Below are 22,313 nucleotides of genomic sequence, written 5' to 3' on the forward strand. Positions count from 1 at the left end.
TGGGTATCGGGACGCGGGCTCAGTGCCAGTCGCGGTGGTCCCGCCAGTCGCGGTGGCGCCACCAGTCGCGGCGGTCGCGCTCGCGAAAGCGCGGCTCCGGCATCGGGCGCGCATCGCGATAGGCGACGGTGTGGCGGTGCTCGCCACCGTTGGCGGCATTGGCGATGATCGCCACCGCGGCGGCGCCGGCGAGCAGCTTGATGAACGTGCCGTCATCGGCCCGGGCCGGGGCGGCCGCGAAGCCGGACAGCGCGATGGCCGCCGCGGCGGCGGTGGTCAGCGGAAGCATCCTGAGCTTGGTCATCCTGGGTCCTTTCGGTTACCGGCCCTTGGCGCGTCTTTCGCCTGGCCGGTGCGCGGCGTCGCAGCACGCGGTGCCGCCGATGAACCCGAGATGCGCCCCCTCCCCCCCGCCACGCAATAACGGGGCGCTGTTATGCGATAACAGTGCGGGCAACCGCCCATTGTTATTGAATTTCAAATCCTGAACGGGCAACTCTTCGCCCATGACCCGCAAAACCCGCCTCCGCCCGCTCCTCGCCGCCCCGCTGGTCGCGCTCACGCTCGCCGCGGCGGCACCGGCCCACGCGAACTGCTTCGCCGACTACAAGGCGAAGAAGGAAAACCCGCTGCGCCTCAGCTACGGCGTGATCCAGCTCTCCGGCGGCGCCTGCGCCAGCACGGCGGCCGCCCGGCCAGAAGTTGCGCATCGCATCGCCCGAGGGGGCTGGACCTTGCTCGCGGTCCTGTCCATCTTCGGTCCCGATGGGCTTGCGCAAAGGAAGGCCAATGCCGGGGCCAATTACCTCCGCTACTGAAAGCCTCCGCGCGGGCAACCGCGTGGTGGCCTTCGGCATCATCGCCATCGTCGCCATCCTCGGCGCCGCGGCGGTGTTCCTGTTCCTGAACCTGCCCTCGGCCGACGCCTTCAACACGCGGGTCGAGCAAATCTTTACCCAGAACAACGCGCTGACCACCGGCACCGACATCCAGCTGCTGGAGATCCTCGCCCAGTCCGGCACCGCCTTCGCAGGTGTGCTTGCCTCCTACCGCGAGGTGATCTTCGTCCTGCTGGTCTTTTCCACCGCGCTCCTTGTCGCCTCGCTGGTGTTCCTGGTCACGATCATCTCGCAGAACCGCCGCATCTCGGCGATCCAGGCGACCGGCATCCAGGTCTCCTCGCTACTGATCAGCCGGGCGGAGAACACGGTCTATCTCAACAACCTCGAATTCAAGCTGACGCTGGCCGCGATCGAGACGCTGGCCGCCCTCGCGGAGGCCCGGATGGACGATGACGTGCTCTCCGGCGCCGAGCTGGAGGGCCTGATCTCCGGCAGGCCCGCCTCCGACTGCGAGGAGGCGGCCGGCGCAACCCGCATCAAGCGCCTGCGCGACACGCTCGGCAACCAGATCGTATCCGAGCTGCTGGTCAAGAACATCGCCCGGCGCGGCTACATGCTGGCCGTCGACAAGGACGCGATCCGCATGGTCTGACCGGGGTCCGGGGCAGCTCCCCGGCGCCCCCCATGGCTTGCACCGCCCCGGCGATGCCCCTATACGCCCCCCTTCGACTTGGCCGCTCAGGCTCCGGGGGATTCGCCGATGCTCCAGACGCCCTATTACCTTCTCGACCGCGCCGCGATTGCGCGCAACATGGCCGTGCTCGACCGGCTGCAGGCCGCCTCCGGCGCCCGGGCGCTGCTGGCGCTCAAATGCTTCGCCACATGGCCGGTCTTCGACAGCATGCGCCCGCACATGGCCGGCACGACCTCCTCTTCCCTCTTCGAGCTGCGGCTGGGGCGCGAGAAATTCGGCGGCGAGACGCATGCCTATTCCGTCGCCTGGGCCGATCACGAGATCGACGAGGCGGTGGGCTACGCCGACAAGATCATCTTCAACTCGATCTCCCAGCTCGACCGCCACGGCGCGCGCGCGGCGGGCATCGCCACCGGCCTCCGGCTGAACCCGCGCTTCTCCACCTCGGGCTTCGACCTCGCCGACCCGGCCCGCCCGTTCTCGCGCCTCGGCGAATGGGACGTGACGAAGCTCCTCGCCGTCGCCGACCGGATCTCCGGCGTGATGATCCACTACAACTGCGAGAACGCCGATTTCGCCCTCTTCGACGCACAGCTATCCCGGATCGAGGCGGAATTCGCGCCGCTGCTCGAACAGCTCGACTGGGTCAGCCTCGGCGGCGGCATCCATTTCACCGCGCCCGGCTACCCGGTCGACGACCTCGCCGCCCGGCTCAAGGCCTTCGCCGCCCGCTTCGGCGTTCAGGTCTACCTCGAACCCGGCGAGGCCGCGATCACCAACACCGCCACGCTCGAGGTCACCGTCCTCGACGTGCTGGAGAACGAGAAGAAGCTCGCCATCGTCGACAGCTCGATCGAGGCCCATATGCTCGACCTGCTGATCTACCGCGAAAACGCCAAGCTCGCCCCCAACGCCGGCCCGCACCGCTACATGGTCTGCGGCAAATCCTGCCTCGCCGGCGATATCTTCGGCGAATACGCCTTCCCCGAGCCCCTGAAGATCGGAGACCGCCTCTCCATCCTCGACGCGGCCGGTTACACGATGGTCAAGAAAAACTGGTTCAACGGCGTGAAGATGCCCGCGATCGCGATCCGCGAGCTCGACGGCTCCATCTCGCTCGCCCGCGATTTCGGATACGAGGACTACCGCGCGAGCCTCGGCTGAGGCCCGCCCAGAGACAGGAACGCAAGGAGGTTTCGGCGATGAAACGGAACGTGCTGATCATCGGCGCCGGCGGCGTGGCCCAGGTCGTGGCGCATAAATGCGCGCAAGCCAACGACCGGCTGGGCGATCTGCACATCGCCTCCCGCACCCTGTCGAAATGCCAGGCCGTCATCGCCTCGGTGAAGGAAAAGGGCGCGATGAAGGTGCCGGGCACCTTCGAGGCGCATGAGATCGACGCGATGGACAGCACCGCCGTCGCCGACCTGATCCGCACGACGGGGGCCGAGATCGTCCTCAACCTCGGCTCCGCCTTCGTCAACATGCATGTGCTGAGCGCTTGCATCGAGACCGGCGCGGCCTATGTCGACACCGCGATCCACGAGGAAGCCGACAAGATCTGCGAAACCCCGCCCTGGTACGCCAACTACGAGTGGAAGCGCCGCGCCGCCTGCAAGAAGGCGGGCGTGACCGCGGTCCTCGGCGCCGGCTTCGATCCGGGCGTCGTGAACGCCTATGCCCGCCTCGCGGTCGATGAGTATTTCGACAAGGTCGACGAGATCGACATCATCGACATCAACGCCGGCTCCCACGGCAAATGGTTCGCCACCAACTTCGACCCGGAGATCAACTTCCGCGAGTTCACCGGCCAGGTCTGGTCCTGGCAGAACCGGCAATGGGTCTCCAACCAGATGTTCGAGGTCGGCCACGAATGGGATCTGCCGGTCGTCGGGAAGCAGAAGGCTTACATGACCGGCCATGACGAGGTGCACTCGCTCAGCCAGAACCTCGACGTGCCGACGGTCCGCTTCTGGATGGGCTTCGGCGAGCGCTACATCCAGGTCTTCACCGTGCTGAAAAACCTCGGGCTGCTGTCCGAACAGCCCGTCACCACCGCCGAGGGCGACGAGGTCGTGCCGCTGAAGGTCGTCAAGGCCTGCCTGCCCGACCCGGCCTCCCTCGCGCCGACCTACACCGGCAAGACCTGCATCGGCGATCTGGTGAAGGGCACGAAGGATGGCAAACCGCACGAGGTGCTGATCTACAACGTCGCCGACCATGCCGAGGCCTATGCCGAGGTCGGAAGCCAGGGCATCAGCTACACCGCGGGCGTCCCCGCCGTGGCCGCAGCTCTGCTGATCGCCGACGGCACATGGGACACCGGCGACATGCGCAATATCGAGGACCTGCCGCCCAGGCCCTTCCTGAAGCTTCTGGGCGAGATCGGCCTGCCCTCCCGCATCCGCGACGAGGAGGGCGACCGCCCCCTGCCGCTCTGAGCTCGGCCCCCGGATCCGCGCCATTTCGCCGGACACGCTTGCAAACCGCGGCGTGCTGTCCGATCCATGGCGCGGAACCGCGTTGGGGGGGGAGGCCCGGATGAGCGACAGAACCATGCCCTGGATCGGCACGACCGGAAGCGACCTCACCACCCGGGCGACCCACCGCGACTGGCTGATGGGCGAGGCCCGCGGCCTCATCGCCTTCTTCCAGCGCGAGAGCCTGAACCCGAAGGGCGGCTTCTTCGCCCTTGATGACGCGGGCGATCCCCTGCCGCCTGACGCCGAGGGCCGGCAGGTAAGGCATCTGCATGAGACCACGCGCATGGTCCATTGCTTCGCGCTGGCCCATCTCATGGGCCTGCCGGGCGCCGACCGGATGATCGACCACGGGATGGCCTTCCTCGCCTCCCGCCACCGCGACGCGGAACAGGGCGGCTGGTTCTGGTCGGTCGCGGACGACGGGCCGGTGGACGCCTCCAAGCAGGCCTATGGCCATGCCTTCGTCCTCCTCGCCGGGGCGTCGGCGAAGGTCGTGGGACACCCCGACGCCGACACACTGATCGCGGAGGCGACCGAGGTCATCCGCACCCGCTTCTGGGACGACAACGCCGGCGCCATGACCGAGGAATACACCGCCGACTGGCAGCCCCTCGGCCCCTACCGCGGTCAGAACTCCAACATGCATTCGACCGAGGCCCTCATGGCCGCCTTCGAGGCAACGGGCGACCGGATGTACCTCACCATGGCCGAGCGCATCGCCTCGCTCATCATCGACCGCCACGCCCGCGCCGAGGGCTGGCGCGTGGCCGAGCATTTCCGCGCCGACTGGAGCGTGGACCGCGATTACGAGGGTGACCCGATGTTCCGCCCCGCCGGCACCACCCCCGGCCATGCCCTGGAATGGAGCCGCCTGCTCAACCAGCTTCACGAGCTTGGCGGCCGCCGGCACGGCTGGATGATAGAGGCCGCCCGCGCCCTCTTCCTCCACACCTGCGAGATCGGCTGGGACGCGGCCCGCGGCGGTTTCTACTACACGCTCGACTGGAACGACCGGCCAGGCCGGTCCGACCGCTACTGGTGGCCCTGCGCCGAGGGCATCGGCGCGGCGGCGACCCTGCGCCAGACCGGCGGTGATGCGCGGTTCGAGGAATGGTATCGCCGGATCTGGGATTTCACAGCCCGCCACCTGATCGACCCCAGGGGCAGCTGGCACCCCGAGCTCGACGACGCCCTCGCCCCGGTCTCCCGCGTCTTTGTCGGCAAGCCCGACCTCTACCACGCGCTGCAGGCCTGCCTGATCCCGGTGCTGCCCGCGACCGGCAGCGTCAGCCGGGGCCTGGCCGCGATGGCCGAGGGCTGACCGCGCCCCGCCGCCCGCGCAGTCTCCACTTGGAATCGCGCCCGCCGCGCTACTTTCATGGGCAGGCGGCCCGCAATGGCCGTCACCAAACGCGGAGGAGTACCATATGATACGTCACGTCGCCGTCGTTACCGCACTCGCCATCGCCCTGCCTGCCATGGCATTTGCCGACCCAGCCATGGTCATGAGCAGCGCGAAGGGCAAGATCCTGACCGACGCACAGGGCATGGCGCTCTACACGTTCTCCAAAGATTCCAAGGACAAATCCGCCTGCACCGGCGGCTGCGCCGCGCTCTGGCCGCCGCTCAAGGCCTCCGCCTCCGACAAGGCGACCGGGCACTATTCCGTCTTCAAGCGCCCTGACGGGACCATGCAATGGGCCTATGAGGGCAAACCGCTCTATACCTTCGTCCAGGACAAGAAGAAGGCCGACCCCACCGGCGACGGCTTCCGCGGCGTCTGGCACGTCGCCAAGCCTGCCGGCTGACGATCCGCCTGCCCGCGGCGCGCCGGAGCGTGCGCACAGCAAAGTGTCCGGCCGGGGCAGGCCGGACACGCCACCCCTGTCATGGGATCCGACAACTTAGGGAAAATGGCGGCCCCGATAGGATTCGAACCTATGACCTACCGCTTAGGAGGCGGTCGCTCTATCCCCTGAGCTACGGGGCCGCGCGCTGCCCTTGTGCCGTCAAAACGCGCTCGGCGCAACTGCCCGCGTCTCGGCGACGCGAAACGATCAGCGGGCCAGCCCGTCGAAGGCGCCGGCAAGCTGGTCGGCATATCTCTTCCACGAGGCGGAGCTGCCGCGGTAGACCGCCTGCCGCACCTGCCGCTGAGAGCTTGTCAGCACCCCGCGCCGGTTCCGCTGCGGCTGCAGGCAGGCGTCCTGCCAGTCGAGGCCAAGTCGGCAGACGAGCGTCCGCGTCTCCTCCTCCTGATTCTCGGTGAGGCTGTCGTAATCCACGTCGATCACCTGGCCGGGAAACTCTGCCCGCCAGAAATCCATCAGTTCGGCATAAAGCCGGTAATAGGCCACGACGTCCTTCAGATCGTAGCAATAGCCAAGGCCAGTGGTCGAAAAGTAGTGCCGGAAGTTCGACCAGCAGACCGCCGCGGGATCGCGCGTCACATGCACGATCCGCGCCTCCGGCAGGGCGGCCCGGATCAGCCCTATGTACCTGAAATTATTCGGCATCTTGTCGGTCAGGTACGGGGCAGCCCCGGCCGTGGCCGAGGCCCGCTCCAGATAGGCCGCGCGAAAGGCCTGCAGGGCCTCCGCGGTCGGCGGCTGCGCCCCGGTCGCCAGCGCAGCGCCGAAGCGGTCGACATGGGGCAGCTCGCCGCCGCCGGCCAGTTCGGAATGGCAGGTCAGGATCTGCTCGATCAGCGTCGTCCCCGAGCGTGGCATCCCGAGGATGAAGATCGGGACGACCCCGGCGGGCGTTTCCGGCGCCGGCGCCGATCGCAACCCGGCCGCCGCCGCGCGGATCGAAGCGAAGAAGGCGGCATCCTCAGCGAAGTCATACCCCAGAATGTCCTTGCGCAGGGCATTGCCCTCGCTCAGCCGTGCGAAGGCGGTGCCGAGATCACCGATATCCTCATAGGCCTTGGCCAGCGCGAAACAGAGGTAGCAGCGGTCCTGCGGCCCTGTCCCCTCCGCGGCATAAAGCCCTTCCATAGCCGCCAGTTCCGGCCGGTCCGGCTGGAACTGCACAAGCGCACTCAGATGCCTGTAGGTTTCGGCATGGCCGGGCTGCAGCGCCAGAACCCGCCGATAGCAGGCCTCGGCCTCGTCGAACGCACCCATCCCGTCCAGCGCGATGCCGAGGTTGCGCAGGGTCATCGGGTCATTCGGCGCCAGCTCGAGCGCCCGCCGGTAGCTTTCGACAGCGGCCTCCACCGCGCCCATCTCCTTCAGCGTGTTGCCGAGGTTGATCTGCGCCGACACGTGGCCCGGCGCGAGCGCCAGCGCCCGTCGGTAGCACTCCGCCGCATCCTCCAGATCACCGCGTGTCATCAGGGCCGTACCGAGACTGGAATACGCGCCGGCGTAATCCGGCTTCAGCGCAATCGCCCGGCGCGCCGCCTCGATCGCGCCGTCAATGTCGCCCAGCTCCTGAAGCGCATTGCCGAGATTGCCGAGCGCCTCAGCGAAGTCGGGCTTCAGCGCGATGGCCCGCCGGTAGCACTCCACCGCGGCCTCCAGCTTGCCTTGCTCGAACAGCAGGTTGGCAAGGTTGTTCTGGGTATCGCAATCCTCGGGGTTCAGCGCCGCCGCGCGCTGAAAGGCGGCCTCGGCCTCGGCCCGCCGTCCCAGCCGCAGGTTGATCACGCCCCGCATGTTCCAGAGCGTGAAGGACTCCGGATGCCGCGCCGTCAGGGCCTCAGCCTGGGCAAGCGCCGGCCCCGGCCGGCCCATCTGGAAAAGCTGCGCGATCTGGTCCAGCGCGGCGCGCGGCGGGTCCCCCACCGGCCCCAGCCGGGCAAAGGCCTCCCGGGCGCGCGCATTGCCCGGAAAGGCAGCCAGCACGTCCTGATACAGCCGCCGGGCGGCGTCAAGTTCGCCGCGGCGCTCGCAGGCCTTCGCCCGCAGCAGCGTCTCGCTCACGTTCATCCTGGGCATCGCGGCGGCCTCTCGTCGCCCGGGGTTCTGCAGACAGGCTTCTCCCGGTTTTGGCGTCAAACGCGGCGCGCTGCAACCCTGGCGCGGCGCCAGCCGAACGAAGCCGGGGCGGGAGAGAAAGCAGCGGTGGAAGAGGAAGGCAAGGGGGAGTGAATTTGGCCCACCACTCCCCCTCTGGGTCCAGTTCGTCACGGAAAGAGAGCTTGCAGGACGCGCTGGATTCGTTCCGCCCGTAGGCGTTAGCGGTAACATAGCGATACGGATTGGCTTGGACAAGCGGAAGGTTGGCGCTAACAATAAACAATCTTTGCCCCTAGCCCCGGACGGTTCCGTGACCAGCGATCCCCGCCTCGAACGCCGCACGCTGACGCTGCGGGACGTCTCCGAAGCCTCCGGGGTCAGCGAGATGACGGTAAGCCGGGTGCTGCGCAACCGCGGCGACGTCTCGCCGGCCACCCGCGAACGGGTGCTGACAGCGGCCAAACGGCTCGGCTACGTGCCAAACAAGATCGCGGGCGGGCTCGCCTCGCAGCGGGTGAACCTCGTCGCCGTGATCATCCCGTCGCTCTCGAATATGGTCTTTCCGGAGGTCCTCGCCGGAATCTCCGAGGTGCTGGACGACACCGGCCTGCAGCCGGTCGTCGGCGTCACCAACTACCAGCCGGAGCGCGAGGAGCAGGTGCTTTACGAGATGCTCTCCTGGCGGCCCTCGGGGGTGATCGTGGCGGGGCTGGAGCATACCGACGCCTCCCGCGCCATGCTGAAGAACGCCGGCATCCCGATCGTCGAGATCATGGATGTCGACGGTGAGGCGATCGACTCCGTCGTCGGCATCTCGCATCGCCGCGCCGGCCGGGTGATGGCAGAGGAGATCCTCGCCGCCGGCTACCGCCGCATCGGCTTTCTCGGCACCCAGATGCCGCATGACCACCGCGCGCGGAACCGGCTGGAGGGGTTCACGGCGGTTCTGGCCGAGGCCGGCCTTAAGCTGGAGGACCAGGAATACTACTCCGGCGGCTCGGCCCTGCTGAAGGGGCGCGAAATGACGGCGGCGCTTCTCGCCCGCCGGCCGGACCTCGATTTCCTCTATTATTCCAATGACATGATCGGCGCGGGCGGGCTCCTGCACTGCCTCGACGCCGGCATCGATGTGCCGGGCAAGCTTGGCCTTGCGGGCTTCAATGGGGTGGAGCTGCTTGACGGCTTCCGCGTCAAGCTCGCCACGATGGACGCCTGCCGCTGGGAGGTCGGGCGCAAGGCGGCAGAGATCCTTTCCGGCAAGTCCGGCCCCACCCATGGCGTGCGGATCGAACTCACGCCCCGGCTGGAACGCGGCCAGACCATCCGCGCCCGGCGCTGAGGCCGGCCCGGGACAGCATCAGGCCCCCGCCGCGGATGCAGCGGGGGCCGACCGGTTCCCATCGTAGCAATGTCGGAAGCGGGCCTAGTTGCCGGCCGCCGGGGCCTGGGCCCCGCCTGTCGTGGCCGGCGCAGTGCCGCCCGACGCCTTCGGCGCCGTCGCCGGAGCGGACGGCTTGGTCATAGTACCGGCCGGGGCCGCACCCGGAGCGGCCGGCGCCGAAGTCGTGCTCGGCTGCGCCGCCGGGTTTGGCCCGCCCGAGCCGCTGCCGAAGAACAAAAGGGCCGCGAAGAGCAAGACGAGGAATCCCGCCAGGACGATGACCACGAGACCGCCGCCCGCCATTGTCGGGCCGACACCGCGCTCGGGCCGGCTGTGACGCATGAGATCGGTATCCTGCATGACATCCTCCTTTCCGCATGATGTCTGTCCTCTAGCTAGGAAGTCCCCGCAGACCCGCAACCATCAGCCAAGGGACTCGGCCAGGGCTGGCCGGAATCGCTGCCCGAAACCGGCGGAGGACAGCCGGAAAACCCCGCCCGGCGGGGGATGGCCGGGCAGCAGGCCCGACTTAGCGTGCCACCGCGCGTGCAGGCGCGCCTGCGCCCAGCCCGGGTGTGCCGGTCGCGCAAGACGGGGCAGCGTCACGGGCGACCGTGACCGAAACCCTCAGAAAGGCCCCCAGCCGACGCCCGCCAGCGCGCCCCTCAGCCGGTCCTGAAGGAAGGGCACCGCTTGTGGATGACCAAGGAACGTCTCGACCGCCATCATCCGCCAGCCCTGCCCCTCGTCGCCAAAGCGGACGGCGGCGACCTCCTCGGCCGCGATCTCGGCAAGGTAGAAGACCGTCACGCCCCCCGGCATGTGCTGCGAGGGGTGTTCCGACCGCCAGACCAGCCGGCCCGGCGCGATCCTGAGACCGACCTCCTCCTCGACCTCGCGCAGCGCGCAGTCCTCCGGGCTTTCGCCCGGCTCCCGCCCGCCGCCGGGCAGGTCCCAGAAGCCGGGAAAGGGGATCTCGGGGATATCGTCGCGCAGGATCGTCCGCACCGCGCCGTCGCAGATCAGCCCGACCTTGGCCCCGACGTAAAGCGCGTTGCCCTCGTCATCGGTCACGGAAAATTCCGCGCGAAGACGGCCTTCAGCTCCGGCCGCTCCGCCACCGCCTCGGCCACCGCGAAAAGCTCCGGCAACTCGGCGGCAAACCAGGCCCGGCCCGGCTGCCAATGCGCCATCACGCCCATGTAGATGTCGAGCGCGGTGAACCGCCGCCCCAGCATCCAGGGCCCGCCCCGCGCCCGCACCGCCTCGGAGACCTGCGACCAGAGCCGCGCCTTCTGCTCCGCCACCTCGCGCCGGAAGGTCTCCACCACCGCCGGATCGGACAGGTAATCCTCCGCCCGGTCGGAATAGTTCACCGCCGGGTAGACATTGGCGACAAGGAAGACCAGCCAGCGCAGGAAGGCCGCCCGCTCCGCCGCCCCGGGCCCCGGGACAAGCGCGTCGCTGCCCGCCAGATCGGCCAGGTGCAGCGTCATCGCCGCGCTCTCGGTCATCATCTCGCCCGAGGGCAGCTGAAGGACCGGGATCTGCCTCATCGGGTTGATTTCGCCCAGCGCCGCCCGCGCTGGTTCGGAGGTGTAGATGTCCCCCGCCTCCACCAGTGCATAGGGCATCCCGTAGAAGGCGAGCTGCGCCTCCACGATCGCAGAGCCCCAGCCGGGGTTCTGCCACAGCCGGAAGGGGGCGGGACGCGTCTCGGACGCCGCTCTGTCAGCCGCCGCTCTGTCAGCCATTGTCGTTGATATCCTTCTCCCAGACCTTCACCTGCCCGCGCTTCAGCCCGAAGACCGCGACCAGCCCCAGCCAGGCGATCAGCGACAGCACCGCGAAGACCAGCAGATGCCGCGGCATCGAACCCGCCATCCAGGCCATCGCCGGCAGGCCCAGCCAGTCGATCAGCCCGGTCAGCACCGCGCCGATCGCGAAGCCGAGAAAGACGAAGACCGGCACCAGGATCTCCAGCCCCGCCAGCGCGCAGCCCGCGACGATCCACAGCCACCAGGCCATCACGCCTTCCCCTTCAGCATGTTGAAGGCGTTGCCGAAGGCCTCCACCGCCTGCGCCGGCACGATGACCACCTGCTTGGCGTCGCCCTGCCCCACGGCGGTCAGCGCCTCCACCTGCTTCAGGGCAACCTGGTACTGCGCGGCCTCGATCCCGTTTTCCTTGATCGCGGCCGCCACGACCTGGGTCGCATAGGCCTCCGCCTCCGCCGAGATCCGCCGCGCCTTGGCCTTCTGCTCGGCGGCGTAAAGCTCGGCATCCGCCGACAGTTCCACCGCCCGCTTCTTGCCCTCTGCCTCCGTCACCTGCGCGCGCCGCGCGCGTTCGGCATTGAGCTGCTGCAGCATCGCCGCCCGCGTCGCGTCGTCGAGATTGACGTCGAGGATCTCCGCCCGCGTCACCTCGATCCCCCAGTCGTCGACCAGCGCCGCCACGGATTCGCGGATCTTCTCGGTCAGGCCGGCGCGGTTGGACTGCACGTGATCCAGCTCCATCTTGCCGATCTCGCTCCGCACGATCCCGGCCACGGTGGTGGCGATGGCCGCATCGACATCGCGGATCCGGTAGACGGTCTTCTCCGGCTCGGTGATGCGGTAGAAGACGGAGGTCTCGACCTTCACCAGCACGTTGTCGGTGGTGATCGCATCCTGCATCGCGTTCGGCAGCTGCCGCTCCAGGATCGAGATCTTGTGCGCCACCCGGTCGATATAGGGCACGATGAAGTTGATCCCCGGCCCGAGGACGGTCCGCAGCCGCCCGAAGCGCTCGACCACGTATTTCTGCGACTGCGGCACGATCCTGACCGCGAGATAGACCGTGAGTATCACGAGGAGCGCCAGCGCCAGCGTCACCCCGCCACCGCCGATCACGTTCTGTCCGTCCATCGCATCCTCCGGGAAAAAACCTGCCTCAAATCCCTTCCACTATGCCCGTCCCGCGCGAATCTGACCAGAGCCGAGCGCAGTCTCCTCCACCCTCGTAGGGTGCGCATTCATTGCGCACCGCGCGCCGCCCCGGCCCGAAACAGCGCCCTCCCGCGGACGGCCCCTGCCCCTCCTCTCCGGCTCTTCCAACGCTCCGCCGACACTCCCCACCGCTTCACCACGCTGCTATACTCCATTCCATCATGCCCGCCCTCTGCCGCGACTGCCTCGCCACATTCGAGACCGCCCCCACCGGCCGCTGCCCCTCCTGCCGCAGCCCGCGCCTAGTCGCGCATGACGAGCTCTTCGCGCTGCCCATCGCCCATATCGACTGCGACGCCTTCTATGCCTCGGTCGAGAAACGCGACAACCCGGCGCTGCGCGACCAGCCGGTGATCGTCGGCGGCGGCAAGCGCGGGGTGGTCTCGACCTGCTGCTACATCGCCCGCATCAAGGGCGTCCGCTCCGCCATGCCGATGTTCCAGGCGCTGAAGCTCTGCCCCGACGCCGTCGTCATCCGGCCGCGGATGGAGACCTACGTTGCCGCCTCCCGCCAGATCCGCGCGCTGATGGAGGAGCTGACACCGGCCATCGAGCCCCTCTCGCTCGACGAGGCCTTCCTCGACCTCACCGGCACCGCGCGGCTCCACGGCGCGCCGCCCGCCGTCCTCCTCGCCCGGCTGATCCGGCGGATCGAGGCCGAGGTCGGCGTCTCCGCCTCCATCGGCCTCTCGCACAACAAGTTCCTCGCCAAGATCGCCTCCGACCTCGACAAGCCGAAGGGCTTCGCCACTATCGGCCGGGCCGAGACGCAGGGCTTCCTCGCCGCCCAGCCGGTGCGGCTGATTTGGGGCGTCGGCGCGGCCGGGCAGGAGGCGCTGGCCCGCGCCGGCATCCGCACCATCGCCGATCTTCTGCGCTGGGACCGCAAGGACCTCGGCCAGCGCTTCGGGCAGATGGGCGACCGCCTTTGGCACCTCGCCCGTGGCGAGGATAACCGCCGCGTCACCCGCGACGCCGCCCTGAAGTCGATCTCCAACGAGACCACATTCCCCGAGGACACCGCCGACCGCGACCTGCTCGACGGCCACCTCTGGCGGCTGGCCGAGAAAACCTCCGACCGCGCCAAGGCCCGCGACCTCGCCGGCCGCACGGTGACGCTGAAGCTCAGGCGGGCGAGCTTCACGCTCCTCACCCGCCGCCATTCGCTGCGCGAGCCCACCCAGATGGCCGACACGCTCTACCGCACCGCGCGAGAGCTTCTGGCCCAGGTCACGGAACCCGGGCCCTTCCGCCTGATTGGTGTCGGTCTCTCCGATCTCTGCCCCGCCGACCATGCCGACCGCACCCCGGACCTCCTCGACCCGGACGCCGCCCGGCGCCAGAAGGCCGAACGGGCCGCAGATGCCATCCGCCGCAAGTTCGGCCCCGAGTCGATCCTGAAGGGCCGCGCGCTGCGGTGACCGCCGCGGGGGCTTCGCGCCCCCGCACCCCGCGGGATATTTGGAGACAGGAAAGCCAAAGGTCCCTCGCGCCGGGCGCCGATCCGCGCTATCCCCCGGCGATGACAGACGCGCTCGACATTTTCCTCGCCACCGCCCCCGGGCTCGAGGCCACGCTCGCCGAGGAGGCGCGCGAGGCCGGCTTCGCCGACCCGACCCCGGTTCCCGGCGGCGTCACCACGCGCGGGGACTGGCCAGAGGTCTGGCGCGCCAACCTCGTGCTGCGCGGCGCCTCGCGGGTGCTGGTGCGCATCGGCGGCTTCCGCGCGCTGCACCTCGCCCAGCTCGACAAGCGCGCGCGAAAATTCCCCTGGGCCGAAACCCTCCGCCCCGACGTCGCGGTGAAGGTCGAAGCCACCTGCCGCGCCTCGAAGATCTACCACGCCGGCGCGGCGGCCCAGCGTATCTCCCGCGCCATCGCCGAGACGCTCGGCGCCCCGATCGCCAAGCCCGGCGAGGACACCCCGGCCCTGCGCCTCCTCGCCCGGATCGAGGATGACCTCGTCACCTTCTCGCTCGACACCTCCGGCGCGCCGCTGCACCAGCGCGGCCACAAGCTGGAGGTCGGCAAGGCGCCGATGCGCGAAACTCTCGCCGCGCTCTTCCTGCGGCAATGCGGCTATACGGGGACAGAGCCCGTGGTGGACCCGATGTGCGGCTCCGGCACCTTCATTCTCGAGGCGGCAGAGATCGCCCTCGGCCTCGCCCCCGGCCGCGGCCGCCCCTTCGCCTTCGAGGAGTTCGCGAGCTTCGACGCGAAAGCCTGGGCCGCCCTCCGCACCCCCGCTGCGCCCCGCACGACCGGCCTCCTCTTCCACGGCTCCGACCGCGACCAGGGCGTGATCCGCGCGGCGGAGGCCAACGCCGCCCGCGCGGGCCTGAGCGAGGTCACCCGCTTCACCCGCCAGCCCGCCTCCGAGTTGACGCCGCCCGAGGGCCCGCCCGGCCTCGTCATCGTCAACCCGCCCTACGGCGCCCGGATCGGCGAGAAGAAACCGCTCTTCGCGCTCTACGGCAGCCTCGGCCGCACGCTGACGGAGCGGTTCTCCGGCTGGCGCGCCGCCATCGTCACCTCCGAGCCGCAACTCGCCCATGCCACCGGCCTGCCCTTCCTGCCCGCCGGGCCGCCGATCCCGCATGGCGGGCTGAAGATCCGGCTTTACCAGACCAAGCCGCTTCCCTGACGCATCCCCCGTTCCCGCCGCGCCGCATCCATCCTATCTTCCCCCCATGCCCGCGCTGCCGCCCTCCCTCGACACCTGGTTCGCCGCCCGCGGCTGGAGCCTGCATCCCCATCAGCGCGAGATGCTCGACCGCGCCGCCGACCCCGCGCTCCTCCTCATCGCGCCGACCGGGGGCGGCAAGACGCTGGCCGGGTTCCTGCCGACGCTCGCCGAACTCGCCCCCGGCACCCACAAGGGCCTCCACACCCTCTACATCTCGCCGCTGAAGGCGCTCGCCGCCGACATCCGCCGCAACCTCACCCGCCCGGTGGAGGAGACCGGCCTGCCAATCCGGATCGAGGACCGCACAGGCGACACCTCCTACACCAAACGCCGCCGCCAGCGGGCCGATCCACCGCATATCCTGCTGACCACGCCCGAAAGCCTCGCGCTGCTGCTGACCTACGAGGACGCCCCGCGCATCTTCGCCGGCCTCTCCCGCGTCATCGTCGACGAGATCCACGCGCTGGCGGAATCGAAGCGCGGCGACCAGCTGATGCTGTCCCTCGCCCGCCTCTCCCGCCTCGCCCCCGGCCTCCGCCGCGTCGGCCTCTCGGCGACGGTAGAGGACCCGGCCGCCATCGCCCGCTTCCTCGCCCGCCACCCGGAGCCCTGCGCCGTCCTTCAGGCCGATCCCGGCCCCGACCCCGACATCGCCATGCTCCAAACCCTCGCCCCGCCCCCCTGGGCCGGCGGCGGCGGCCGCTACGCGATCCCGGAGGTGCTGGCCCAGGTCAAGGCACACCGAACCACGCTGATCTTCCACAACACCCGCGCCCAGGCGGAGATCTTCTTCCGCGAGCTCTGGCTGGCCAATACCGAGAACCTCCCCATCGGCATCCACCACGGCTCCCTCGCCCGCGAACAGCGCGAACGGGTGGAACAGGCGATGGTTGAAGGCAAGCTCCGCGCCGTCGTCTGCACCGGCTCGCTCGACCTCGGGATCGACTGGGGCGACGTGGATCTCGTCATCCAGGTCGGCGCGCCGAAGAACGTCAAGCGGCTGGTCCAGCGCATTGGCCGCGCCAACCACCGCTACAACGCGCCCTCCAAGGCCCTCCTCGTCCCCGCCAACCGCTTCGAGATCGTCGAATGCACGGCGGCGCTGGAGGCCGTCCGCGCCCATGACCTCGACGGCGACCCGCGCGGCCCCGGCCCACGGGACGTCCTCTGCCAGCACATCCTTGCCACGGCCGCCGCCGGCCCCTTCGACGCGGGCACGCTTTATGCCGAGGTCACCTCCGCCGGCGCCTATAGCGCCCTAACCCGGGCGGAGTTCTACGCCTGCCTCGACTTCGCCGCCACCGGCGGCTACGCGCTGAAAGCCTATGACCGCTACCAGCGCCTCGTCCTGAAATCCGGCCTCTGGCAGCTCCGCGACCCCCGCACCGCCGCCCAGATTCGCCTCAACCTTGGCACCATCATCGACTCCGAGACCCTCGGCGTCCGCCTCCGCGGCCGTGGTGCGCCGCTGGGCGAGGTCGAGGAATATTTCGCCTCCACCCTCACCCCCGGCGACACCTTCCTGATGGGCGGCGAGGTGGTGCGCTACGAAGGCCTGCGCGAGATGACGGTCGAGGTCTCCCGCGCCCCAGGCCGCACGCCCAAGGTCGCGGTCTTCTCCGGCAGCAAGTTCTCCACCTCCACCCAGCTTTCGCACCGCATCCTCGACCTCTTCCGCCAGCCAGACTGGCCCGAGCTCCCGGCTCACACCGCCCATTGGCTGGCGCTCCAGCGCGAGGTCTCGCGCCTGCCCGAACGCGACCGGCTGCTGATCGAGACCTTTCCGCATGACGGCCGCGCCCATCTCTGCCTCTACGGCTTCGCGGGCCGCGCCGCGCAGCAGACGCTCGGCCTGCTGCTGACCAAGCGGATGGAGGACGAGGGCCTGCACCCGCTGGGCTTCGTCGCCACCGATTACGCCACCCTCATCTGGGGGCTGGACGAGGTGACGGACCCCGCGCCCCTCCTCGACCCGGCAGCCCTCCGCGAAGGCCTCGACACCTGGCTCGCCGGCAACGCGGTGATGAAGCGCACCTTCCGCGCCTCGGCGATCATCGCGGGCCTGATCGACCGCAACACGCCGGGCCGCCGCAAGACCGGGCGGCAGGCGACCTTCTCGTCGGACATCCTCTACGACACGCTGCGCAAATACGACCCCGGCCACCTGCTCCTCGACATCACGCGGGAAGAGGCCCTGCGCGGCCTCGTCTCCTTCGGCCGGATCGAGGAGATGCTTTCCCGCATCGCCAGCCAGAACGACGGCGGCATCGACCACGCCCGCCTCGACCGCGTCACGCCGCTCGCGGCACCCCTCCTCCTCGAACACGGCCGCGTCCCGGTCGAGGGCGCGGCGCGCGAGCGGCTGGTGGCCGAGGCCGCCGAAAGCCTCCTCGCCGCCGCCGGCCTCGCAGAGGCGGACTTGCAGCCCTCCGCGCCGATGGGCTAGCGAGGGGCATGCGGGATGGGCCGGCGATGAGCGACAGTCACTTCGAGGAAGGCGCGCGGGTGGCGGTTCTGACGCTGCAACCGCTCGACCGCCTGCTCGACTACCGCGCGCCGGAAGGCGGCTGCTTCACCGGCGCCTATGTCGAGGTGCCGCTCGGCCCCCGCCGCGTGCTGGGAGTGGTCTGGGGACCGGGCGAGGGCAGCTTCGATGCCGCAAAGCTCCGCCCCGTCACCCGCGTCCTCGACGCCGCACCGATGCGCGAGGAGATGCGGGATTTCCTCGCCCGCGCCGCCGAATACACGCTCACGCCGATGCATGCGATGCTGCGCCTCGCCACCCGCGCCCCGGGTCTCGGCGACACCCCCGCCATGCGCCGCATCTACCGCCTGGGCCAGGCCGAGCCGGAACGCATGACCGACGCCCGCCGCCGCGTGCTGGAGGTGCTGCGCGACCACGGCGGCCTCGCCTTCACCCTGGGCGAGCTGGCCGAGCAGGCCGGCGTAACCCCCTCTGTGGTCAAGGGCCTCGTGACGCAGGGCGCCGTGGCGGAGGAGGAAGCCCCCCGCGACCTCCCCTACCCCCGGCTCGACCCCGAGCTTCCGGGCTCCGACCTCTCCCCCGATCAGGCCACCGCCGCCCGCGCCCTGCGCGAGGCCATCGCGTCCCGCGCCTATGGCACGACGCTGCTGAAAGGCGTCACCGGCTCGGGCAAGACCGAGGTCTACCTCGAAGCCGTCGCCGAATGCCTGCAACATGGCCGGCAGGCCCTCGTGCTTCTCCCCGAGATCGCGCTGACGGCGGGCTTCCTCGCCCGCGTCGAGGACCGCTTCGGCGCGCGCCCCGCCGAATGGCATTCCGGCATCACCGTCACCGAGCGCCGCCGCCTCTGGCGCATGGTCGGCGAGGGCGGCGCGTCGCTGGTGGTCGGCGCCCGCTCCGCGCTCTTCCTGCCGTTCCGCGACCTCGGGCTGATCGTCGTCGACGAGGAACACGACACCTCCTACAAGCAGGAGGACGGGGTGCTCTACAATGCCCGCGACATGGCGGTGCTGCGCGCCTCCATCCTCGGCGCGCAGGTCGTGCTGGCCTCCGCCACCCCCTCGCTCGAGACCTGGGTGAACGCCGATACCGGCAAGTACCGCCGCCTCGACCTGCCCGCCCGCTTCGGCGCGGCGGAACTGCCCGAGATGCGCGCCATCGACATGCGGGCGGAGACCTTGCCGCCCAGCCGCTGGATCTCGCCCACGCTCGCGGGCGCGGTGACGGCGCGCCTCCAGGCCGGCGAGCAGTCGCTCCTGTTCCTGAACCGCCGCGGCTACGCGCCCGTCACCGTCTGCCGCGCCTGCGGCCACCAGATCGGCTGCGACAACTGCGACGCCCGCATGGTGGAGCACCGCTTCCTCAAGCGCCTCGTCTGTCACCAGTGCGGCGAGACGAAGCCGATGCCCACCGCCTGCCCCTCCTGCGGGGTGGAAGGCAAGCTCGCCGCCGTCGGCCCGGGCGTGGAACGCCTGGCCGAGGAGGTGGGCGAGGTCTTCCCCGACGCCCGCGTCGCGGTGCTGTCCTCGGACCTCTTCGGCACCGCCCGGGCGCTGCGCGACCAGATCGAGGCGATTGCCGAGGGCGCGGCCGATATCATCATCGGCACCCAGATCGTCGCCAAGGGCCACAATTTCCCCAACCTGACGCTGGTCGGCGTGATCGACGCCGACCTCGGCCTGCAGGGCTCCGACCTGCGCGCAGCCGAACGCACGTTCCAGACCATGCGACAGGTCGCCGGCCGCGCGGGCCGGGCGGAGAAACGCGGCCTCGCGCTCCTGCAGACGTGCCAGCCCGACCACGCGGTGATCCGCGCCATCCTCTCGGGCGACGAGGAGGGCTTCTGGCGCGCCGAGGCAGAGGAGCGCCGCGCCGCTGGCATGCCCCCCTACGGCCGGATGGCCGGGATCGTCCTCTCCTCGCCCAATGTCCAATCGGTCTTCGACTTCGGCGCAGCCCTCGCCCGCGCCGACGCGCCGCTCCGCGCGATCGGCGCCCATGTCTACGGCCCGGCGGCGGCGCCGATCGCAAGGATCCGCGGCCGCCACCGCGTCCGCCTCCTCGTGAAGGCGGAAAAGACCGTACCCCTGCAGGCAGCCCTCGCCCGCTGGGTCGGCCAGCTCAAGCCCCCGAACGACCTGCGCATGGCGATAGACATCGACCCGCAAAGCTTCCTCTGAAGAGGGTCAGCTTCCGTCCGCGGGTGGGCGCTGGCCCAGCGAGCTGCGCTCGCTGTTTCGGGCCAAAGGACCGCGGTCGCCACGACGATCCCCCTTGCCAAACCGCCCCGAAAGGCTCATCGAACGAAGCATGAACAGCTACAGCTTCACCCTCGCCGGCGCGGCGCTCACGCTTCTGCCCAGTGGCGCGCTCCTCTGGTCCGCCGAGGCGATGTTGGTGGTCTCCGATCTCCACCTCGGCAAGTCAGAGCGTTTCGCCCGGCGCACGGGGACCCTGCTGCCGCCCTACGAGACGCGCGAGACGCTGGCGCGCCTCGACGCCGATATCCAGGCGACCGCCCCCCGCACCGTCCTCTGCCTAGGCGACAGCTTCGACGATGCGGAGGCCGCCGCCGCGCTGGCAGAGGAGGATCTTTCCTGGCTCACCCGGCTGATGGCCGGGCGCAGCTGGCTCTGGATCGAGGGCAACCACGACCCGGGCCCGCTGGCGCTCGGCGGCAGCCACCTGGCCCAGCACCGCGCCGGGCCCCTCACCTTCCGCCATATCGCCGAACCGGGCGCAGAGGCCGAGATCTCCGGCCATTACCACCCCAAGGCCCGCCTCGCCGCGCGCGGCGAAAGCCTGACCCGGCCCTGCCTGCTGCATGACGCGGCCCGCGCGATCCTTCCGGCCTACGGCGCCTATACCGGCGGCCTCTCCTGCGCCGATCCGGTCCTCCTGTCGCTGATGCGCGAGGACGCCCGCGCGGTCCTGCTCGGCGCCCCGCCGCGGGCCGTGCCGCTCATCTCGCTCAGCGGCAGGCCGAGGGCCAGCACCTCCTCGCGGTAGCTCCGGCTCACCGGCACCAGCCGCCCGTTCTTCAGCCGAAGGAACAGCCGCGCCGCCTGCCGCTCCAGCCCCGCCATCGCCGAGCGCGCCACCCAATGCGAGCGGTGGACCCGCATCCCCTCGGTCGCGCCCAGCTCGTCCAGCGCATCGGCGAACCGCATCAGCAGGCTCGCCTCGCCGCGGTCCGTGGTCACCTCGACGTAATGGTCACGGACCGAAAGCGCGACCAGACCGCCCCGCAGGCCGGGATCCAGCCGCTGAACCAGTCGCGGCGGCTCCGGCACAGGCTCGGGCACTGGCTCGGGTTCTGCCAGCGGCTGCGGCACCGCCGGCGCGGGCCCGGCGTCCCTCTGCTCCTGCGCCACGGCCCAGATCGCCGTTTCCAGGATCGAGCAGAGGAAGAGCACCAGCCAGAGCGTGATCAGCGGCAGTCCGCGACTGGCCGCCCCGCTCATCACCATCGCATGGAACAGCCGCACCATCGGGGTGAAGACCGTGGCGAAGCCGATCGAGCCTACCACCCCGCGCGTCCACATGTGCGGCCCTGTCAGCCAGCGCCGCACGCCCGGCCGGCCCGGCCGCGGCACCAGCACGGCGGCCCCGAAGACGCAGGCCCAGAACACAAGCCGACCCGAGATCGGCATCTCTACGTAGGTGCCGAAGGGTCCCGCCAGTGCGATGGTCAGTGAAGCGACGGCCCAGATCGCAAGGGTACGGGGCCGGAACGCTTCGCTCAACCATGAGTAAATGTCAAACAGACGCAAGGCGTTAACTTACACTTTGTCCGGGTGCCTGCCTTCGCAGATACCAACCGCAGCCGGGCCGGACAAGCGCATCTTCGCCTTTAGCGAATGATTTGTTCAATCAGGGCGTGAGTCCCGCCGGCTCGGGCAAGCCCTTGGCCCGGCAGCAGGCCGTCAGCGTGTTCGCCAGGAGGCAGGCGATGGTCATCGGGCCCACCCCGCCGGGCACCGGCGTGATCGCCCCCGCCACCTCGGAGGCCGAGGCGAAATCCACGTCGCCCACCAGCCGGCTCTTGCCCTCGCCCTTCTCCGGCGCGTCGATGCGGTTGATGCCGACATCGATCACGGTGGCGCCCGGCTTGATCCAGTCGCCCTTCACCATCTCCGGCCGCCCGACCGCGGCGACGAGGATATCCGCCCCCCGGCAGACCGCCGGCAGGTCCTTGGTGCGCGAATGCGCGATCGTCACGGTGCAGCTGTCGCCAAGCAGCAGCTGCGCCATCGGTTTTCCGACGATGTTCGACCGGCCGACGACGACCGCATTCAGGCCCGCAAGCTTGCCCAGCCGGTCGCGCAGCAGCATCAGGCAGCCGAGAGGGGTGCAGGGAACCATGCTCTTCTGCCCGGTCCCGAGCAGGCCGACGTTGGAGATGTGGAACCCGTCCACGTCCTTCGCCGGGTCGATGGTATTGATCACCAGCTCGGCGTTCATATGGGCGGGCAGCGGCAGCTGCACCAGGATCCCGTGCACGTCGTCATCGGCGTTCAGCTTGCGCACCAGCGCCAGCAGATCGGCTTCCGAGGTCTCCACCGGCAGCTTGTGCTCGAAGCTCGCCATGCCGGCCTCGACCGTCTGCTTGCCCTTGGAGCGGACATAGACCTGGCTCGCCGGATCCTCGCCCACCAGCACCACCGCAAGACCCGGGGTGATCCCGTGATCTGCCTTCAGCCGCTCCACATGGGCCGCCACCTGCTCGCGCACCCGCGCCGCGAAGGCCTTCCCGTCAATGATCTCCGCCGTCATGTCAAATCCCC

20 protein-coding genes, 1 tRNA gene and 1 pseudogene are annotated in these 22,313 nt (G+C 69.9%); 12 read left to right on the forward strand and 10 right to left on the reverse strand.

The genetic code is table 11. The features are described 5' to 3' along the window. Nucleotides 1-19: 19 nt before the first annotated feature. Nucleotides 20-304, reverse strand: coding sequence for a hypothetical protein (locus tag EIP85_RS07275; RefSeq protein ID WP_127901513.1), 285 nt, complete (start codon nucleotides 302-304; stop codon nucleotides 20-22). Nucleotides 305-506: 202 nt separating this feature from the next. Here EIP85_RS07275 and EIP85_RS07280 point away from each other — a divergent pair, with 202 nt between their 5' ends. The 6 genes from EIP85_RS07280 (at nucleotide 507) to EIP85_RS07305 (ending at nucleotide 5,827) form a co-directional block, all read left to right on the forward strand. After that, nucleotides 507-818, forward strand: coding sequence for a hypothetical protein (locus EIP85_RS07280; RefSeq protein ID WP_127901514.1), 312 nt, complete (start codon nucleotides 507-509; stop codon nucleotides 816-818). Further along, nucleotides 790-1,494 carry a winged helix-turn-helix domain-containing protein gene (locus EIP85_RS07285; protein ID WP_127901515.1) on the forward strand — a complete coding sequence of 235 codons (705 nt, stop codon included), beginning with the start codon at nucleotides 790-792 and terminating at the stop codon, nucleotides 1,492-1,494. Before EIP85_RS07280 ends, EIP85_RS07285 begins: the two co-directional genes overlap by 29 nt. A gap of 108 nt (nucleotides 1,495-1,602) precedes the next feature. After that, nucleotides 1,603-2,700 carry a carboxynorspermidine decarboxylase gene (locus EIP85_RS07290; RefSeq protein ID WP_127901516.1) on the forward strand — a complete coding sequence of 366 codons (1,098 nt, stop codon included), beginning with the start codon at nucleotides 1,603-1,605 and terminating at the stop codon, nucleotides 2,698-2,700. A gap of 38 nt (nucleotides 2,701-2,738) precedes the next feature. After that, complete coding sequence (locus EIP85_RS07295; RefSeq protein ID WP_127901517.1) at nucleotides 2,739-3,977, forward strand: saccharopine dehydrogenase family protein; 1,239 nt, start codon at nucleotides 2,739-2,741, stop codon at nucleotides 3,975-3,977. Between the two features lie 115 nt (nucleotides 3,978-4,092). Then, nucleotides 4,093-5,340 (forward strand): AGE family epimerase/isomerase, encoded by a 1,248-nt coding sequence (locus EIP85_RS07300; RefSeq protein WP_127901631.1) that lies wholly within the window; start codon nucleotides 4,093-4,095, stop codon nucleotides 5,338-5,340. Between the two features lie 106 nt (nucleotides 5,341-5,446). Beyond that, nucleotides 5,447-5,827: a COG4315 family predicted lipoprotein gene (locus EIP85_RS07305; protein ID WP_127901518.1), complete on the forward strand. Its 381-nt coding sequence runs from the start codon at nucleotides 5,447-5,449 to the stop codon at nucleotides 5,825-5,827. 106 nt (nucleotides 5,828-5,933) lie between these two features. Here EIP85_RS07305 and EIP85_RS07310 read toward each other — a convergent pair. Together EIP85_RS07310 and EIP85_RS07315 are read right to left on the reverse strand one after the other, a co-directional pair. After that, nucleotides 5,934-6,009, reverse strand: a tRNA-Arg gene (locus EIP85_RS07310). Nucleotides 6,010-6,076: 67 nt separating this feature from the next. Beyond that, complete coding sequence (locus EIP85_RS07315) at nucleotides 6,077-7,963, reverse strand: tetratricopeptide repeat-containing sulfotransferase family protein (RefSeq protein ID WP_164871664.1); 1,887 nt, start codon at nucleotides 7,961-7,963, stop codon at nucleotides 6,077-6,079. Nucleotides 7,964-8,294: 331 nt separating this feature from the next. On the opposite strand from EIP85_RS07315, the gene EIP85_RS07320 reads away from it, so the two are divergent. Further along, on the forward strand, nucleotides 8,295-9,323 hold the full coding sequence (locus tag EIP85_RS07320) for a LacI family DNA-binding transcriptional regulator (protein WP_241559917.1): 1,029 nt from the start codon (nucleotides 8,295-8,297) through the stop codon (nucleotides 9,321-9,323). Nucleotides 9,324-9,407: 84 nt separating this feature from the next. Here EIP85_RS07320 and EIP85_RS07325 read toward each other — a convergent pair whose 3' ends face one another. The 5 genes from EIP85_RS07325 to EIP85_RS07345 all read right to left on the reverse strand — a co-directional run bounded on the left by EIP85_RS07325 (nucleotide 9,408) and on the right by EIP85_RS07345 (nucleotide 12,274). Next, on the reverse strand, nucleotides 9,408-9,725 hold the full coding sequence (locus EIP85_RS07325; protein WP_127901520.1) for a hypothetical protein: 318 nt from the start codon (nucleotides 9,723-9,725) through the stop codon (nucleotides 9,408-9,410). A gap of 267 nt (nucleotides 9,726-9,992) precedes the next feature. Beyond that, nucleotides 9,993-10,439, reverse strand: a complete 447-nt coding sequence (locus EIP85_RS07330) for an NUDIX domain-containing protein (RefSeq protein WP_127901521.1) — start codon at nucleotides 10,437-10,439, stop codon at nucleotides 9,993-9,995. Continuing rightward, nucleotides 10,436-11,119, reverse strand: coding sequence for a glutathione S-transferase family protein (locus EIP85_RS07335; protein ID WP_127901522.1), 684 nt, complete (start codon nucleotides 11,117-11,119; stop codon nucleotides 10,436-10,438). Before EIP85_RS07335 ends, EIP85_RS07330 begins: the two co-directional genes overlap by 4 nt. After that, the gene (locus EIP85_RS07340) at nucleotides 11,112-11,393 is read right to left on the reverse strand and encodes an NfeD family protein (RefSeq protein ID WP_127901523.1); all 282 of its coding nucleotides are present in this window, start codon (nucleotides 11,391-11,393) and stop codon (nucleotides 11,112-11,114) included. Before EIP85_RS07340 ends, EIP85_RS07335 begins: the two co-directional genes overlap by 8 nt. Continuing rightward, entirely contained in the window at nucleotides 11,393-12,274 is an 882-nt protein-coding gene (locus EIP85_RS07345) for an SPFH domain-containing protein (protein WP_127901524.1), read from the reverse strand. The genes EIP85_RS07340 and EIP85_RS07345 overlap by 1 nt, the downstream gene beginning before the upstream one ends. A gap of 242 nt (nucleotides 12,275-12,516) precedes the next feature. Between EIP85_RS07345 and EIP85_RS07350 the strand changes: the two genes are divergently transcribed. The 5 genes from EIP85_RS07350 to pdeM all read left to right on the forward strand — a co-directional run bounded on the left by EIP85_RS07350 (nucleotide 12,517) and on the right by pdeM (nucleotide 20,535). After that, a complete protein-coding gene (locus tag EIP85_RS07350; protein WP_127901525.1) occupies nucleotides 12,517-13,776 on the forward strand; it encodes a DNA polymerase IV in 1,260 nt (419 codons plus the stop codon). Nucleotides 13,777-13,877: 101 nt separating this feature from the next. After that, nucleotides 13,878-14,999, forward strand: coding sequence for a THUMP domain-containing class I SAM-dependent RNA methyltransferase (locus tag EIP85_RS07355; protein ID WP_127901526.1), 1,122 nt, complete (start codon nucleotides 13,878-13,880; stop codon nucleotides 14,997-14,999). Nucleotides 15,000-15,045: 46 nt separating this feature from the next. Further along, entirely contained in the window at nucleotides 15,046-17,487 is a 2,442-nt protein-coding gene (locus EIP85_RS07360; protein ID WP_127901527.1) for a ligase-associated DNA damage response DEXH box helicase, read from the forward strand. Nucleotides 17,488-17,513: 26 nt separating this feature from the next. Beyond that, nucleotides 17,514-19,706 (forward strand): primosomal protein N', encoded by a 2,193-nt coding sequence (locus EIP85_RS07365; protein WP_127901528.1) that lies wholly within the window; start codon nucleotides 17,514-17,516, stop codon nucleotides 19,704-19,706. Nucleotides 19,707-19,836: 130 nt separating this feature from the next. Then, nucleotides 19,837-20,535 carry a ligase-associated DNA damage response endonuclease PdeM gene (pdeM, locus tag EIP85_RS07370; protein WP_127901529.1) on the forward strand — a complete coding sequence of 233 codons (699 nt, stop codon included), beginning with the start codon at nucleotides 19,837-19,839 and terminating at the stop codon, nucleotides 20,533-20,535. 41 nt (nucleotides 20,536-20,576) lie between these two features. Here the strand turns inward: pdeM and EIP85_RS23425 are convergent. After that, nucleotides 20,577-21,179 (reverse strand): annotated as a pseudogene (locus EIP85_RS23425) (LytTR family DNA-binding domain-containing protein); the annotation flags it as partial. A gap of 220 nt (nucleotides 21,180-21,399) precedes the next feature. Next, complete coding sequence (gene folD / locus EIP85_RS07380) at nucleotides 21,400-22,302, reverse strand: bifunctional methylenetetrahydrofolate dehydrogenase/methenyltetrahydrofolate cyclohydrolase FolD (RefSeq protein WP_127901531.1); 903 nt, start codon at nucleotides 22,300-22,302, stop codon at nucleotides 21,400-21,402. Nucleotides 22,303-22,313 lie beyond the last annotated feature (11 nt).

Origin of the sequence: Solirhodobacter olei (assembly GCF_004010155.1) — a bacterium.
GTDB classification, from domain to species: Bacteria; Pseudomonadota; Alphaproteobacteria; order Rhodobacterales; family Rhodobacteraceae; genus Solirhodobacter; species Solirhodobacter olei.